The following is a 15,520-nucleotide window of genomic DNA, read 5'->3' on the forward strand; positions in this document are numbered from 1 at the left end:
ATCTAGTTTGCCAAAACCTTGATATTTCTTAATCAAATAGACTGGTGATGAAGGATACTTGTTGCCAAGCTGGTTTTTGCATGGCTCCAACCTTACACCCGACTCATCTGGATTTGAGCCAAGCAATAAAATAGACAAGGCCTGTTGCCGACTGATTGAGTCGTTTGACGACGTTGCTTGAATCTATAATGCCCATTGACTTGAAATTCCGAACTATCAAAGTTTTGAATAACCGTATAACTAGTTAAGATTACCATTGTCAGATTCTCAAGAAAAGCAATCGAGAATTGATAATGTGTTGGTAGTCATGCGATTTGATGCAATCTTTAGCTACAGATACATAGATAGGGGTTTGCAAATGTAAGCCCCTAAAACTGACTTAATTTGCTGCAAATATTTTTGAAAATGGCAAAATCGATAATTAGGACAACAACTGACAAATTACAACCGTCAGTACCCATTACCCGCACGCTAATTAACCTTTTTCCACAGTGGAACCACTAAAGTGTGAATATCTTAATCTAAAAATAACCATTAATGTATCAGTAAATACAAAATAAATTCTGTCATCCTGATAACAGGTAAATTACTTTTGTGATCTGGGATTGGGCATGGGGCATAGAGCATAGGGCATTAATTATTCTTCTCCTCCGCTCCCCCTTCTCCCTGCCCCCTGCTCCCTGCCCCCTGCCCCCTGCCTCTTAAGCGTTGGGTTTTGGCAATTGGGCGAAATTGTCTGTGTAAATTTTGACTGTTACTGGGGAATTTTGATGAGAAACGAGCGATCGCTTCACCTCACCCAAGTAAACTGGTACAGAAATCCCTGATTCCAGATGGATTATGGTACGGGCACGAACTGTCAAATTTTCGTCTTCCCGTGTACCTGAGCGACCATAAGAAAAGAGATTACTAGCTGCTTGACGTAAAGTTGCTTCTAATTGTGTGGGTGTAATTTGGGGTGATGTGGCAATCACCGCTTGTGTTGAGCCATTATCATAAACTAGAGTGTACCGGACTGCTCCGGGAATCACAGTCCGACTCAAGGGGACAATTGAGAGTGCAAATAAACCACCAGTCAGCACCAGCATAAAGCCAGTCGTACCCACCAGCCGAAAGCGGATGCCCCATTTGAGAATAAAAGCCAAAACTGTTAAGGCAGCAAATACCAAGGTAGCTATACCTGACCATTGGGTGTACTGAAGAAAGTTAGCTGTTGTGAGCATAAGGTTGGTTAGTGAGGCGTCTTTTTTTCGTTACTGACACACCCATTTTACCGGAGAGCTTACACCATAAGGATTATCGCAGTCATTAATTGATGCGAGTGGATTAAAACAAGTGAGAAATATTTTTAATGCTCAAAAGACAGTGGAGAGTTCAGAGCAAGCACTGATTATGAATTATGAATTATGAATTACGAATTACGAATTATTTAGTATTGCCGACAAATAACAGATTTCTTTCCATCATCTGAAGTTGAAACATATATCCTATATTCTGCCGGACATATTTCAACTGAATTACCTGTTTTTATTTGGATATCGTCGGCAAGCTCACAAGTGTGAAACTGTCCTTTTTCATTGAAAGATATATAACTTTTTCCTCGACAGGGAAAATTGGATGTCCCTGAAAGAGAACTGGAAACTTGCACAGTAATATTTTGCTCAAGGATACAAGTTAACAGCGAACCATTAGGATAATAAATCATATTGCCTGCTTCACACTCAACTCCTGCTTGAGCAGGTAGAGTAAAAGCAAAATTTATTGTAGATAAGCCTAATGAAGAAGTTAAAAATACAAAGTTTTGCAAGGATAATTTCATGAATAAATTCCGTTTTTTTATGAAGTTAAATATTTATTTAAATTATGTTTAACTGAGCAAAATAATAAATATACAAAAGGGCATCTACAAGAGATGCCCGTCATGCAGGAATACCCCAAAGGATTGTCCCTACACCTTCCCAACAATCAGCAACAGTGACTAATTAGGTATTAGTCACACTCACAGTCACAGACGTGAATATAGTAATCTTATTAACTGAAAACTCTAAATGTCCCCAGTGCATACACTGAAAACCAATCATAGCGATTCTAAGTTGCTATTTTTCATTTCCTAACTAATTTTGATGAGATGCAAGCCTGTCTCGTTGGTTATAACGATGTACTACTCCACAAATGGCAGCCAAAATTAACCATGAAAGTGCATTCAAACGAAAATCGAAGAGGGTTACATCTACTGTATTCAATACAATCCACCCAACAAAAGCCAGAAGATAACTGAAAAATATCAATCTGTCTTCTGTATTTATATATTTTGACTTTCGTAGTAATTGGATACCTGCGATTAAAATCCAAGCGAGTAAGCTACAAAATAAAAAAGTACTAGGAAAACCAGTTTCAGCAGATAACATCAAAAACAAGTTATGGGGATGACCCAAGGGAATCTGCATCTGCGCTTTGTAAAGTGGACTAAAACTGCGTAACCCCCAACCAGTCCAAGGATGTTGTTGAGCTAAAGACCAGGCAAACTCCCACTGAGTTTTTCGCATTAAAGCGACTGGTCTATCTGGATACATATCATCATTTAACCTTGCCCAAAAGAATGTAGGAACTACCCGACGAAAAATTTGAGCGACTGGTGAGGGAGCAAAAGCTGCCAAAAGTACACTAGAGACGATCGCAGCGACGCCACTCACAAGAATGCGCCAACCTTGGTAAAGTGCATAAGCTAAACAGGCAAAAATAGCGATCGCCCACCCATTGCGTGAGTTGGTGAAAATCAAGGCAATGAAATTTGTAATCACCGCCACGGTTAGGAAGAGGAGGGGGACTGGGGAGTAGGGACTGGGGATTGGGGACTGGGGACTGGGGACTGAATTTTTACTAATACCCAATCCCCAATATCCAATCGCCAATTGCCATTGTTCTAGCCACAACCCTAGACCAAGGATGAAAATTATTGCTAGATAAGCTGCGAAGGTGTTAGCGTGCAAGAAAAGTGAAGCGATGCGACCTGGGGGATTTCCTCCTGGTGCGATCGTCCAACTAAACACAACCCACACAAACTGGAACTTGAAACTCCAGCCTAAAAATAATTGTCCCAAGCCCATAATTGCTACTGGCATAGAACCAATCACCAAAACCCAAGCCATTTGCCGCAATTGGGTAAATGTTTGAATCAGAGCGCTATGGGCAGCGAAAAGTAAAAAGAATGGTAGTAAATTAAATAAGCCGAGGAAAGCTGCTGTTTTGTCCTGGGCAAACCCAGCACTCACGATCAATAAAACACTCAACAGGGCAAATCCCCAATTAAGGGGGCGGCGATTAATTTTGCGGGATTGTTTCAACCAAGTTATTAATGAGACAAAACCTACAGTCACAGCCCCTACTAAAGGACTCAATGGGAAAATTAACAGTGCCCATAGAGAGTAGTTCCAAGAAGATTGCCAACGAGACTTGAAATAGTCAAAAACTTTGTTCAAGCTGGCTCCCAACATTCCTCACGAGTGAGGCGAATTTGAGCTAAGGCGAAGATGGTAGGGATGATTCGACCATAGTTAGTGGCGATCGCTCTCCACCCTAAATCCGCAAAAAACCAACCCCACATCATCGGCCCAATCACGGCAAACATAGTGCGGGTTGCCCCATAACGAGCTGCACTTATTGTCATACCCCGTTGTGCCATTTTCATCGTTACATAGCTTTGAAATTGCGTTGCAGCTGCTTCTGAGCCTGTTATTGCTGCTTGTTTGGCTACTTCATAAGTAGCAAAGTGGATGGCAAATTGACGGGCAATTTGCTTAAGTACTAGTGGCTGGAGAAGAGAAGTAACCGCTAGCGCACTACCGCCTTTGAAAAGTAAACCCAAGGGGTCACGTTGTAATAAAAGTGGTAGAGGTTGTTTTAGTTCTGATTTGAGCAGCTGACGCTGCACCTGTACAGTCAATTTTTGCTTTTCCTGTTCAGGTAATTTTTTCCACACCTGTCCTAACAGATGTAAAAATACTTCTGCTTCTAAATCAATAGTTGCCAACTGATGAGAATAGGGAATTTTTAGATACTTACATACTTGAACTAAGGCTTGTCGGTAAGTGACCTGCCCTGTGCGTCCCCGTAATACTGTCATCCCATCTGCCGCCAAAAAACGAAAGCGTCCCTCTAGTGCATCTAACCAAGCTTTGCGGTCTTGGCTTTGCACTTCGATAGGTTCGGGTGTGTGTACATAGTCTAAGGGATTGAACTTACGACTAAATAGAATTGCCGTTAAATCTTGCAATTCTTCTTCGGTCGCTAACTCTAGCGCCGCCCTCATTTCATCCAATTTCCCTTCCTCCCTTCCGTGCAGCTTTCTGTACCTTATTCTACTATTAGCTTTCAGCAGTCATTAGTAGTAATTTTGTCCTTTGATAATAACCAATAACTAATGACCAATAATTAACTAGGGACTATTGACTCATGACTGATATTGCAGTGATTGGTGCCGGAATTGCCGGTTTAGTCTGCGCCCAGCAGTTAAAGCAAGCTGGATATTCGGTGGTAGTGGTAGAAAAGTCGCGTGGTTTGGGAGGAAGACTAGCTACACGCCGCTTGTATGGAACTTTGGCGGATCATGGGGCTTGTTACCTGAAGCCAAAGGGGGAATTGTTAGGGCGTTTTGTGGAGATATTGTGCGATCGCCATATCCTGGAAGTTTGGACAGATGAGGTTTACGAACTCACAGCAGACGCTCCTTTATCTGAACCGAAAAACCGCAGTCCGCGTTATGTTGCACCTGGAGGAATGAGTGCGATCGCTAAATCCCTCGCCCCAGGTTTAGAAATATTACTGAATCAGCGTGTCGTCGCTATTACCCCAACTCCCGAAAATAGTTGGCGTCTGACTCTCGAATCTAGTAACGAAGAATTATTTGCAAAAGCTATAGTTGTCGCCATTCCTGCACCTCAAGCTGTGATGTTATTAGAATCCTTGGGTGAAAGTGGATTGGATGCAGCCTTTCTTGATAACTTGCGTTCTGTAGAATTTTATCCTTCAATTAGTGCGATCGCTGGATATCCTTCCACATCTCAACCCCTACCTCAGTGGAAAGCCCTAACTTTTGTGGATGATATCGATTTAGCATGGATTGGTTTAGACAGTAGCAAGCGTTCTAATCCTCAACAACCACATTTTGTGGTGCAAAGTAGCGCTGATTTTGCCCAACGTCATTTAGAATCACAGGATTTACAACCCGCCGGACAGTATATGTTGCAACGAGCAGCTGAATCTCTGTCCCTTCCTTGGCTGAGTACTCCCGAATGGATGCAAGTACATCGTTGGCGTTATGCCTTTCCTAGCCGTCCTTGGCACGAAGCTTTTTTGTCTGATGGAACTCCCTTACCTTTAATTTGCTGTGGTGATTGGTGTGGCGGCAATCTTGTGGAAGGTGCGATGCTTTCTGGGTTAGCTGCGGCTGATGAAATTAATCATCAGTTGCATCATCTACCTTTAGATAATGTGAACTTTTTAAACGTTTTTACCTGAATATTTCATCTGTCGCTAGACTGATTTTGCACTATAGTGAGTCGCTATTTTTCTGACTGACTAAATCCAAGTGCAACAAATAAGTTTTTTAGATGAAACAGCAAATTTTGCAGCAGCCCTAAAAAGTGATGTAAATTACCAAAAAAGCTTAACTTGATGAAAAATTTGTTCCTAATTCAAGTTTTTTTCTTGTCGTTCATCTTGATCCCCTAGCCTTGATACTGCGTTTTATGTAGATTTCTGCCAAAAAGGCAGAAGTTTGAAATAATTAGGATTATAAATATAAAATGTCGGTAATTTACCAGATATTGGATGCTGCTTTAATAAGTAATGCTGTGAACTAGTATAAACTTTAACTAAAATAAGCAAAGCCAAATGTCTGATATTCTACCAAGATAAAAGGCGATATCAGGATCTATTGTATCTATCAGTTGAATTACTTTTAACTGATTGTAATAACGACATTGCCATCTAAAAAAGTTATTTTCTACAACAAGCATTAACTGGATTAAAAAAGGAGTTTAAAAATCATGAAAACAGTAGTCAATTTAACACAACAATCAGTAGTAGGAGAGATTGAAAGCGTTTTGGATACATATCCATCTCATCCATATCAACAAGCCTTTGCGATTCCTGACTTACGCCAAGAGCTAATTGCTTTCGTCCTCAACCGAATTCCCTCCTTTTACAGCGTGATGTCTGACGGACAGATTCCGCTAGCAGAGGCTGAACAAGAAAGCTTGGCTTATTACAAGTTGCCTCGTAAACCCTTAGAGCAGCAACTACATTTACAAAATTTGATTCACCAAGGCATTTGTTTAATCGTTCAAGAAAAGTCAGATTGGATTAGCAATCATCTTTGTGAAACAGTTGAACCAGCTTGTGAACCTTCCCACTGGTTTGGTTAATACCTCTAACAAAATTTGGCTCTCTGCTGAGATATAATCATGTCCGCAGTGAATTTTTGAATATTGAGCCAATCCCACGACTAAAGTCAGTCTAAAAGAAGTGGGATTAGCTCAATATTTGTTGTCAAAGTGCAACCCTTCTCCTGTGGTTGACACTATCCGTAGAATTAGGGATGAGGATTAAAATAATTCTTCCCCATTCCCCAGTACCTTTTTTAGTCAATTATTTGGATAAAGGATTCAGTATATTGCTCTTGAGGTGTAAACTTTGACAATTACTAAGTTCAAAGGACATTCCCAGGACATGAGAAAAATAACTGCTCTAATGCTGGTAAGTATTACTGTGACAGTCGGGGTGGGAGCATTAACACCCAAAGTCACTAATGCCCAATTATTTTACCCACCAGCAAGCGATCGCCATTCATTAATGGTAATCGGTCAAGGGGTAGTGAGAGTGCCAGCAGATACAGCCGATATTGAACTAGTATTCAGTAGTGGAGGTAGCAATGATCAGTTAGAAACGCAACCATCATCTCTACCACAAACCCGCCGCATATCCTCACCGACTCTACTCTTAAATTACAAAACAGCAGCAGAATCTTTGCCAAATAAAAAATCCCTAACGAAAGCAACTCTCCAGCCTGTAGTTAATGACCTAGTTGCAAAAGGAATTAGGGCTGATAAAATTCAAGTACAAATTAACCCTAATTCCAGTGAAAATAACGCCAAAATATTGGTGAGACTGGAAAAACCAACGCGCGATCGCGTCCAGGAAATTGTTGCTACAGCGAACAAGTCCACGAGCGAACTTGAAAATCTTTCCGTCAAGAGTGTGGATGTTGAGTACGCAGTCAATGACTGTCAGGCTTTGCAGAGTTCAGTTTATCAATCAGCAATGAAAGATGCTCAAAGCCGCGCTCAGGCTTTAGCAACAGCTATGGGTGTTAAACTTGATACTCCTTCTGTAGCCGAGCCATTTTACACATTATTCTATCCCTCATGTAGTTCCAAAACTGGAGTTACTTTGCCGTCTTTTGCTAGTTTTTTATTATCACCGACTTATAATCCAGATGCTCCGGCAGAAGTAGAAATGAAAAAGGATATTTTTGTGACGTATACAACGAAATAAACATTTATATTGTAAGTTGTAATGTTGTGTATCTATACCATCCACACCAATAGCAATGGGGTGAGCATTTTGCTTGTAATGATTTTAGAGAATGTTTGAAAAGTATTTTGCTGTGATTATAGGCACTTATTGATCCCCCCGAACCTTTTAAAGTGATTTCATACAACGAGAGAAAAATAATAATGGTTTGTAGAGGGTGGAGAAAAATGGATAACTAACAAATATGAATCTCGTAGAATAATTGCAGCAACGGCTAAAGATGCTTTAATCAACACCCAGAAACATTGGGGAATTGAAAACCGACTCCATTGGGTTCGCGATGTGACTTTTTCAGAAGACTTTCCACTGCAAAGAGGTGGTAATGCTCCAGTTAACTAGTCAATCTTACATAATTTTTTCATCACTCTTGCCAGATTTCTTGGTTTTCGCACTATCCCTCAAGCTCAACGTGCTGTCTTCCAATCAAATTCAAAAGTTTTATTTCTTTCTATGAAACCACCCTGGGTTTGAGAACGGAGAGGGGGGGATTCGAACCCCCGTTAAGTTTCCCTAAACAGACTTTCCAGGTCTGCGCCTTAAACCACTCGGCCACCTCTCCAGGTGCCACAAGTTACGATTATACTATAAAATTCCAGGAAATGCAAAGATAAAGAAAGATATTCTAGATTGAATCTGATAGTCCTAATCCCAAAACGCAAATCCAGATGTCCCGTACATACACAATTAGAGTTCGCGATCGCGCCACTGGCAAAACATACACCCTACAAGTGCCAGAAGACCGCTACATCCTACACACAGCCGAAAAACAAGGAGTGGAACTACCATTTTCCTGCCGTAACGGGGCTTGCACCGCTTGTGCTGTGAGAGTGTTATCAGGAGAAATTTACCAACCAGAGGCGATCGGCTTGTCGCCAGATTTACGTCGCCAAGGTTATGCCTTGTTGTGTGTGAGTTACCCCCGTTCTGACTTGGAAGTGGAGACGCAAGACGAAGATGAAGTCTACGAACTCCAGTTTGGACGCTATTTTGCTAGGGGGAGAATTAAAGCGGGTTTACCTTTAGATGAGGAATAAACAATTCAATATCACCAAATTTCTGATACCTTTACATTTTGGTGGCTGGGTGCGAAAAATAGCTATTTTGGCTTGTTTATTGCTCTTGGTGAGTTGCCAAGGCAAAAACCAGCTGCCAAACAATGAAGCCCAGGTGAAAGTCGCACGGGTAGTTAGTGGGCAAAGTTTGGAAGTGTTAGGCATGGCTGAACAACCAAATTTGATTTCCCAAGTGCGGTTAGTGGGTATTGATGCACCAGATTTGCGACAGCGCCCTTGGGGGGAAGCAGCAAAAGAACAGTTAGAGAATCTAATTGGTGGTGTAGAACAATCGGTAACACTGGAGTTTGATTTAGAAGCAAAAGACAAAATCGGGCGAACTCTAGCTTATGTGTGGAAAAATAAGGTGTTGTTGAATGAAGAATTAGTCAAACAAGGCAATGCAATGTTTGTGGGGCGATCGCCTAACCATAAGTATGACCAGCGTTTAGAACGTGCCCAACAATGGGCTAGACTCATGGGACAAGGAATCTGGAACCCAGAGAAACCCATGCGTCTCACTCCCGCTGAGTTTCGCCGCCAAAATCTTTAATTAGTGCTGAGTCCTGAGTCCTGAGGGGGAGAGTGGGGGAGTGATGTAAGTGAAGAAGAATTAATAACCAATTCCCAATGACAAATGACAAATGACAAATGACCAATGACTAATGACTAATGACTAATCTACAAATTTTTCTAGATATTGCGACAGAAGCGGCCTTGGCTGCTGGTGCAATTTTGCAAGGTTACTTGGGTAAGTTAGAAGACGCAATTATTGAAAAAGGACGCCCTGGTGATTTAGTCACCGCTGCTGATAAAGCCTCAGAAGAGTTGATTTTAGAAATTTTGCGTCGCCACTTTCCCCAGCACTCGATCCTCGCTGAAGAATCAGGGAAATTAGGTAATCAAGAGAATGAATATCTCTGGGCAATAGATCCTCTTGATGGCACAACCAACTACGCTCATCAATACCCGTTTTTTGCCGTTTCCATCGGGCTGTTAATTAATGGCGTTCCGCAAGTTGGTGTAATTTATGACCCCTTTCACAATGAGCTATTTCGTGCCGCTGCTGGCTTAGGAGCAACGCGCAACCGTCAGCCCATCAAGGTTTCGGTAACATCTGAACTGAGTAAAAGCCTACTAGTGACAGGATTTGCTTACGATCGCCGCGAAACCTCTGATAATAACTACGCAGAATTTAGTCATCTCACCCATCTTACCCAAGGAGTTAGACGTAGCGGTTCGGCATCGCTAGATTTGGCGTATGTTGCCTGTGGACGTGTCGATGGTTACTGGGAACGGGGACTTTCTCCTTGGGATATTGCCGCTGGGATAATTTTGGTACAAGAAGCTGGGGGCAAAGTCACTGCTTACGATGGCACTGCTGTCAAAATTGAGTCAGGTAGAATTCTCACCACAAATAGTTATATTCACGACTCCCTCAGTAGCGAACTTTTACGAGTTCCGCCGCTGTCAGCTTGGGTGTAGGAGGTGGGGGCTTTCCCCGCGACTTTGGGTACACTAAAAGCAATCTAACTGCTCCTTTGGTGCAAAAACTCTATATGTCTTTCAAAATAGATCGTGGACTATTTAAATATGATTTCATAGATCATCACGCAGTATTGTGCGTTCCAGTTGATGCGGATGTCAAAGAGATTCGTAAACGCTATCTCCAAATCGCCCGCCGCTTGCACCCTGACAGTAGTTTTACTGAAAGTGCTGCTCAAAAACATCTCGGTAACGAATTGTTATCAAAGTTGGTTAACCCAGCTTACGAAAAACTTGCTGGCGATCGCACTCGTACTGAATATATTCTAATTTTGTCGCAAATTGGTAAGCGTCTGGTACAAGAGTCTACTTCGGTAACTCTAAACACCGACTTGGCTAAACAGTTAGTAGAGGCAGCTAATGTCGATCATTTCTATAAAAGTGCGATCGCAAAACTAGCTCAAACTCAATATGATTCTTTAGAACAAGTGCTGCAAGTCATTGCCCAAGTTAGTGAGTTGAATTTAGTGTATTTAATGCGGAGTGCCGGTAAATCATCCGCAGCGTCGTCGCCACCTGCTCAACCCAAAGTCCAATCGAGTCCGCCTCAGGCAAATACACCAATAGCACCAGCACCAGCGTCAGCAAAAGAAGGCTTGATTGTAGAACAGTATGTTCGTCGCGCTCAATCTTTGATTGACAAAAACCAATTTGCCCAAGCCAAAGTAGAGTTGCAAGAGGCTCTAAAACTAGAACCTAAAAATAGTCGCTGTCATAGCTTAATTGCAATGGTGTATTTGAAGCAAAATCAGCTAAAAATGGCAAAAATCCACTTTGATAATGCTCTAAAATTAGACCCTAATGACGAAACAGCGTTGCAATGGAAACCTAAAATAGATAGGGCTTTAGGACAACAAACTAGTGATCAGAAGGTGACTTCATCCCCCAATAATGGAGATAAGCAACCAGATAAATCTGGTAGTGGTGGTTTGTTCGGTGGTTTGTTTGGTGGGAAGAAAAAATAATGGTGTATCAACCAGCAGCGGGAGCCAGGGATTTATTGCCCTTGGATGTGGAGAAAAAACGCTGGATTGAAGATCGGTTACAGCAGGTGTTTCATCGTTGGGGATATCACAGGATTATCACCTCGACTTTAGAGCGCATGGATACTCTGATGGCGGGGGAAGCAATCCAGCGTCAGATGGTGATTCAACTACAACAAAATGGTGAAGATGAAGAGTTAGGGCTACGTCCAGAATTAACAGCATCCATTGCTCGTACTGTTGTCACTCGCATGGCAGGTCTGCGTTATCCGCAACGGTTGTACTACAATGCCAATGTGTTTCGCCGCACTTGGGAAAGTAGACACAATCGCCAGCAAGAGTTTTATCAAGCTGGGGTGGAGTTGCTAGGTGCTGGCGGATTGCTGGCGAATGCTGAAGTATTGCTGTTAGTAGCAGATTGTTTGGCAGCATTGGGTTTGCAGGGATGGCATTTAATTTTAGGTGAGGCGGGAATTACGCGATCGCTCCTGAATGCCTTTCCTGCTAATTTACAAGATCAAGTTCGCAGTGCGATCGCTCATCTTGACCGCATCACCATAGATAATTTACCTCTGAGTGACAAACTCCGCGATCGCGCCCGAATCATCATGGATTTGCGCGGGCCAAGTGCAGACGTGTTGCAAAAAGTCAGTAGTTTGGATCTAGATGAAGAACAGCGAGAGGCAGTGAATAACCTCAAATCCCTAGTAGAATTACTAGAATCAGAGAAAAAACTGCCGTTAATCCTTGATCTGAGCCTCATCCAGACCATAGACTACTACACTGGTATTGTCTTTGAGGTTGTCAACGTTACCGAATCCCAAGCCAGAGTTTTAGGGCGTGGTGGTCGCTATGACCAGCTTTTGGGGCTATATCATCCTCAAGGAGAAAACATCCCCGGAATTGGTTTTGGACTCAGCATCGAAGATTTATACCAAGTTCTGTTGTCTACACAGCAATTACCACAGGTAACTCCAGCGAGTGACTGGTTGGTAGTACCAGAGACGCCCAGTGCTAATGTCTTTGCCTTTGCCTACGCGCAAAAACTCAGAGATTCTACTGATTTGGTGCGGGTAGAAATTGATTTGGGGGGAAGGGATGCAGAGGCGATTCGCCAATATGCACGCGATCGCGGGATTGCCCAAATTGCTTGGATCAAAGCTGATGGTTCACCAAAAATTGAACCATTGCGTTAAGTGAGTTGGGGATTGGACATGGGGCATGGGGCATTGCTTTATCTTCCCCATCTCCCCTCATCTCCCCTACTCTCAACTCCCCAGCTACGCGACCTAGATGATACTGTAATTTTAGAAACTGCTATGGCAGCTAATGCCGAAGTTATTATAACTGGCGATTTAGATTTATTGGTGCTGACAGCATTTAACGCAATTTCCATTTTGACACCGCAAGAATTTCTCAATTGGTATTTTCCTGAGATATTCTAAAGTCCTGGGGAAGAATCTCGTACATCTGCAAAAACTTCTGGTTCAATACCTGCGGTTTCTAATTCTTGTTCTTGGCGAAATTTTTCTAGGGATTTCCAGAATTGCGATTCACCACTGACGCTTGTTATAGAGTCTTCGGATAAAATCTCAATGACTATTTCTTGCCCATCAGGAATATTTATTTCCTGAAATATTTCTATAGTACTTTTGCGCTTGATGCCTTTTATTTTCATAACTTTTAGTCACAAGTAACAATTCAAATTTATTTGATATTAACTAGACCTCTTGCAAAAATCCTTGAATCACCCCTCCCCAACCCTCCCCTTCACAAGGCAGGGCTGTTTCATTCCCTAAAAGCCTTATATGTTACAGTTTACAAGTCTCGACGCGAGAGAAGATATCCCCCTTCCCCCTAAGTTCCAAAGTCCAACTAACTCCTGCACAAGGGACTCCGGGAAGGTGTCCTTCGGGGGCACTTGTGTTTAATAACATGTCTGAGTATCTTAGCCATTTTTCGCTCTTCCGCCAGCCGACGCGATCGCCAAACTTTTCATAGTCTTTTCCGAGGCTTTCCCAAATGCGCTTTTGCACGCTAAACCCAAAGCGCCCATTACTGTATTTTACCCACAGTTGGTCAATAGTGCGTAAGTCAGTGCAGGGAAAGTTATGGATGGAATTTATATTTAAGTAATCTTGTCTTTCTCTTTCTCTACCAGTAGCTTTGAGCATAACTGCCAGAGTTTCTTGATCAGCTTCTTTCCAGTCTCCAGCTTTGAGTAAATCGCGTAATCGCGTATAGTCTATACCCTTTTCAGAAAGTAGGTCATTACCAGTAGATTGCTGTTCTTGTCGCAGTCTCTCAACTTCTTCTTGTTCTCTTTGTAGCTTGAGTCTCTGTACTTCCTGTTGTCGCAGCTTCTCGGCTTCAGCTTGTTCCCTTTGTAGTTTACTAGTTTTTGTTGACGTTCTCCCTTGAGTTGTTGAGCAGCAGCCCTAATTCCCTGAGCTACATTTGTAAATGCCTCATCTCGATTAGTCCAAGAGGTAACAGGTTCAGCATTTTTGGGCAAAAATTGTAATTTAGCAAACGGTGTATCGCTCCAATCAACCCTTCGCAGAATAACTGGAATAACACGAGCTTTTCCTGTATTGTGACGTTCTATTGCTGTGGTGACTTCAACCTCCCAGCAATAATTTGAACCGATAAAGTCTGAACTGACGAGTAACAAAATAATATCGGCTGTGTTTAAATTGTCATTAATTTGGTGATCCCACTCATCTCCTGGTAGTATCTTGCGATCGTGCCAGCTTGAAATCACACCCTGCCGTGTCAAAGTACTTAGGTGATTAGCTAGTTCATCCCGTAAAGCTTCGTCTTTGTGAGAGTAGGAGAAGAAAAGCTGTAGCGATACCTCTGGCATTTTGCGTTTCAGGAGTAGGATAAATTACGCTTGTAACAAATTATAGTATTTTTGCCTGAATTTCCCTAGAACCTAACGGCAATAGCTGAGAGGGCTTACTTACGCCAAAAATCTTGATTTTGTTACTACTAAGGGTAAATTTGAAAATTCCGAGTTTTGAGCTAGTAATGAATAGAAATTACCGTCTCATTCAGACTCACCTTGACACCAGTATCTCCAATCCCCAGTCCTCAGTCCCCTGCTAGGCTAGAAATAGCCGATACAGAAGAGAGGGAATCGAGAACATGCCGCATACAATTGTTACAGAAGTCTGTGAAGGCGTCGCTGACTGCGTAGATGCCTGTCCAGTAGCTTGTATTCATGATGGCCCAGGCAAAAATGCCAAGGGAACTGATTGGTACTGGATTGACTTTGCCACTTGCATCGACTGTGGCATCTGTCTTCAAGTTTGCCCTGTAGAAGGGGCGATTCTTGCAGAAGAACGACCGGAGTTGCAAAAAACCCCACAATAGTCCATAGTCAACAGTCAATAGTTATGTTTGACTTGACTGTTGACCAATGACAAATGACAAATGACCAATGACAAATGACTATTTATTAGACGTTCAAAATGTCCACGCTGGATACATCAAAGACGTAGACATCTTGCAAGGTGTGAATTTCCAGGTTGCACCAGGAGAATTGGTAACAGTGATTGGCCCCAACGGTGCGGGGAAATCTACTTTAGCAAAAGCAATTTTTGGGCTTTTGATCCCCCACACAGGCACAATTACCTTCAAAGGTGAAAATCTCGTGGGGCTAAAGTCCAATCAAATCGTCCAACGAGGAATGTGCTACGTACCGCAAATCGCCAATGTCTTCCCCTCTCTAAGTGTTGAAGAGAACTTGGAGATGGGTGCTTTTGTGCTTAACGTTCCCCTGAAACCAATTAAAGATAAAATATTTACTATGTTTCCTAGACTAAGCGATCGCCGTCGTCAACGCGCTGGTACTCTCTCTGGAGGAGAACGCCAGATGTTAGCGATGGGCAAGGCTTTGATGTTGGAACCTGGTTTGCTGATTTTGGATGAACCATCTGCTGCTTTATCCCCAATCTTGGTGACACAAGTGTTTGAGCAGATTAAACAAATTAATCAGGCGGGTACTGCGATCGTCTTAGTAGAACAAAATGCCCGTAAAGCTTTAGAGATGGCTAATCGTGGATATGTATTAGAGTCGGGACGTGATGCGATCTCCGGCCCTGGTGAAGAATTGTTGAATGACCCGAAAGTGGGTGAGCTATATCTGGGAGCGGGTAAGAGACATTAACCCTTTTTAATCACTCTTGCCCCATTCAACATAACACCAGCTTAATAAGGGAGCTTCACCAGGCGATAGCGATGCCTACGGTGGGCTGCGCCTACGCTATCTATAACTAATACAAATCCTGCCACTGCCGCGACCGTCGTTTTCGATGCTCAAAGAATTCTCCCCAATAATCC

At 42.5% G+C, this 15,520-nt stretch carries 18 protein-coding genes and 1 tRNA gene; 11 read left to right on the forward strand and 8 right to left on the reverse strand.

What is annotated here, in order from left to right:
• Positions 1-701: 701 nt before the first annotated feature.
• From HWQ44_RS09505 to HWQ44_RS09520, 4 genes are all read right to left on the reverse strand, one after another.
• Positions 702-1,223 (reverse strand): Ycf51 family protein, encoded by a 522-nt coding sequence (locus tag HWQ44_RS09505; RefSeq protein ID WP_292717896.1) that lies wholly within the window; start codon positions 1,221-1,223, stop codon positions 702-704.
• Between the two features lie 206 nt (positions 1,224-1,429).
• Entirely contained in the window at positions 1,430-1,819 is a 390-nt protein-coding gene (locus HWQ44_RS09510; protein ID WP_292717897.1) for a hypothetical protein, read from the reverse strand.
• 295 nt (positions 1,820-2,114) lie between these two features.
• On the reverse strand, positions 2,115-3,494 hold the full coding sequence (locus tag HWQ44_RS09515) for an O-antigen ligase family protein (RefSeq protein WP_292717899.1): 1,380 nt from the start codon (positions 3,492-3,494) through the stop codon (positions 2,115-2,117).
• On the reverse strand, positions 3,476-4,318 hold the full coding sequence (locus tag HWQ44_RS09520; protein ID WP_292717901.1) for a YaaW family protein: 843 nt from the start codon (positions 4,316-4,318) through the stop codon (positions 3,476-3,478). The genes HWQ44_RS09515 and HWQ44_RS09520 overlap by 19 nt, the downstream gene beginning before the upstream one ends.
• A gap of 134 nt (positions 4,319-4,452) precedes the next feature.
• Here HWQ44_RS09520 and HWQ44_RS09525 point away from each other — a divergent pair, with 134 nt between their 5' ends.
• From HWQ44_RS09525 to HWQ44_RS09535, 3 genes are all read left to right on the forward strand, one after another.
• Entirely contained in the window at positions 4,453-5,517 is a 1,065-nt protein-coding gene (locus HWQ44_RS09525) for an NAD(P)/FAD-dependent oxidoreductase (RefSeq protein WP_292717903.1), read from the forward strand.
• Positions 5,518-6,047: 530 nt separating this feature from the next.
• A complete protein-coding gene (locus HWQ44_RS09530) occupies positions 6,048-6,425 on the forward strand; it encodes a hypothetical protein (protein ID WP_292717905.1) in 378 nt (125 codons plus the stop codon).
• A gap of 268 nt (positions 6,426-6,693) precedes the next feature.
• On the forward strand, positions 6,694-7,554 hold the full coding sequence (locus HWQ44_RS09535; protein ID WP_292717907.1) for an SIMPL domain-containing protein: 861 nt from the start codon (positions 6,694-6,696) through the stop codon (positions 7,552-7,554).
• Between the two features lie 513 nt (positions 7,555-8,067).
• Here HWQ44_RS09535 and HWQ44_RS09540 read toward each other — a convergent pair.
• Positions 8,068-8,152, reverse strand: a tRNA-Ser gene (locus HWQ44_RS09540).
• A 106-nt stretch (positions 8,153-8,258) separates the two neighbouring features.
• Between HWQ44_RS09540 and HWQ44_RS09545 the strand changes: the two genes are divergently transcribed.
• The 6 genes from HWQ44_RS09545 (at position 8,259) to HWQ44_RS09570 (ending at position 12,618) form a co-directional block, all read left to right on the forward strand.
• Entirely contained in the window at positions 8,259-8,627 is a 369-nt protein-coding gene (locus HWQ44_RS09545) for a 2Fe-2S iron-sulfur cluster-binding protein (RefSeq protein ID WP_292717909.1), read from the forward strand.
• Positions 8,617-9,198, forward strand: a complete 582-nt coding sequence (locus HWQ44_RS09550) for a thermonuclease family protein (protein WP_292717910.1) — start codon at positions 8,617-8,619, stop codon at positions 9,196-9,198. Before HWQ44_RS09545 ends, HWQ44_RS09550 begins: the two co-directional genes overlap by 11 nt.
• Before the next feature lie 119 nt (positions 9,199-9,317).
• The gene (locus HWQ44_RS09555; protein WP_292717912.1) at positions 9,318-10,130 is read left to right on the forward strand and encodes an inositol monophosphatase family protein; all 813 of its coding nucleotides are present in this window, start codon (positions 9,318-9,320) and stop codon (positions 10,128-10,130) included.
• A 74-nt stretch (positions 10,131-10,204) separates the two neighbouring features.
• Positions 10,205-11,155, forward strand: a complete 951-nt coding sequence (locus HWQ44_RS09560; protein ID WP_292717915.1) for a J domain-containing protein — start codon at positions 10,205-10,207, stop codon at positions 11,153-11,155.
• Positions 11,155-12,369 (forward strand): ATP phosphoribosyltransferase regulatory subunit, encoded by a 1,215-nt coding sequence (locus HWQ44_RS09565; RefSeq protein WP_292717917.1) that lies wholly within the window; start codon positions 11,155-11,157, stop codon positions 12,367-12,369. Before HWQ44_RS09560 ends, HWQ44_RS09565 begins: the two co-directional genes overlap by 1 nt.
• A gap of 18 nt (positions 12,370-12,387) precedes the next feature.
• Complete coding sequence (locus tag HWQ44_RS09570; protein ID WP_292717919.1) at positions 12,388-12,618, forward strand: putative toxin-antitoxin system toxin component, PIN family; 231 nt, start codon at positions 12,388-12,390, stop codon at positions 12,616-12,618.
• Here the strand turns inward: HWQ44_RS09570 and HWQ44_RS09575 are convergent.
• From HWQ44_RS09575 to HWQ44_RS09585, 3 genes are all read right to left on the reverse strand, one after another.
• The gene (locus tag HWQ44_RS09575; protein ID WP_292717921.1) at positions 12,615-12,851 is read right to left on the reverse strand and encodes a hypothetical protein; all 237 of its coding nucleotides are present in this window, start codon (positions 12,849-12,851) and stop codon (positions 12,615-12,617) included. The genes HWQ44_RS09570 and HWQ44_RS09575 overlap by 4 nt on opposite strands.
• Before the next feature lie 133 nt (positions 12,852-12,984).
• A complete protein-coding gene (locus tag HWQ44_RS09580; RefSeq protein ID WP_366931371.1) occupies positions 12,985-13,533 on the reverse strand; it encodes a GUN4 domain-containing protein in 549 nt (182 codons plus the stop codon).
• On the reverse strand, positions 13,419-14,039 hold the full coding sequence (locus tag HWQ44_RS09585) for a toll/interleukin-1 receptor domain-containing protein (protein ID WP_292717923.1): 621 nt from the start codon (positions 14,037-14,039) through the stop codon (positions 13,419-13,421). Before HWQ44_RS09585 ends, HWQ44_RS09580 begins: the two co-directional genes overlap by 115 nt.
• 284 nt (positions 14,040-14,323) lie before the next feature.
• On the opposite strand from HWQ44_RS09585, the gene HWQ44_RS09590 reads away from it, so the two are divergent.
• Positions 14,324-14,551 carry a ferredoxin family protein gene (locus HWQ44_RS09590; RefSeq protein WP_292717925.1) on the forward strand — a complete coding sequence of 76 codons (228 nt, stop codon included), beginning with the start codon at positions 14,324-14,326 and terminating at the stop codon, positions 14,549-14,551.
• 67 nt (positions 14,552-14,618) lie between these two features.
• The gene (locus HWQ44_RS09595; RefSeq protein ID WP_292717926.1) at positions 14,619-15,347 is read left to right on the forward strand and encodes an ABC transporter ATP-binding protein; all 729 of its coding nucleotides are present in this window, start codon (positions 14,619-14,621) and stop codon (positions 15,345-15,347) included.
• Positions 15,348-15,520: the final 173 nt, after the last annotated feature.

The organism is Nostoc sp. JL34, assembly GCF_017114945.1.
GTDB lineage: Bacteria > Cyanobacteriota > Cyanobacteriia > Cyanobacteriales > Nostocaceae > Nostoc.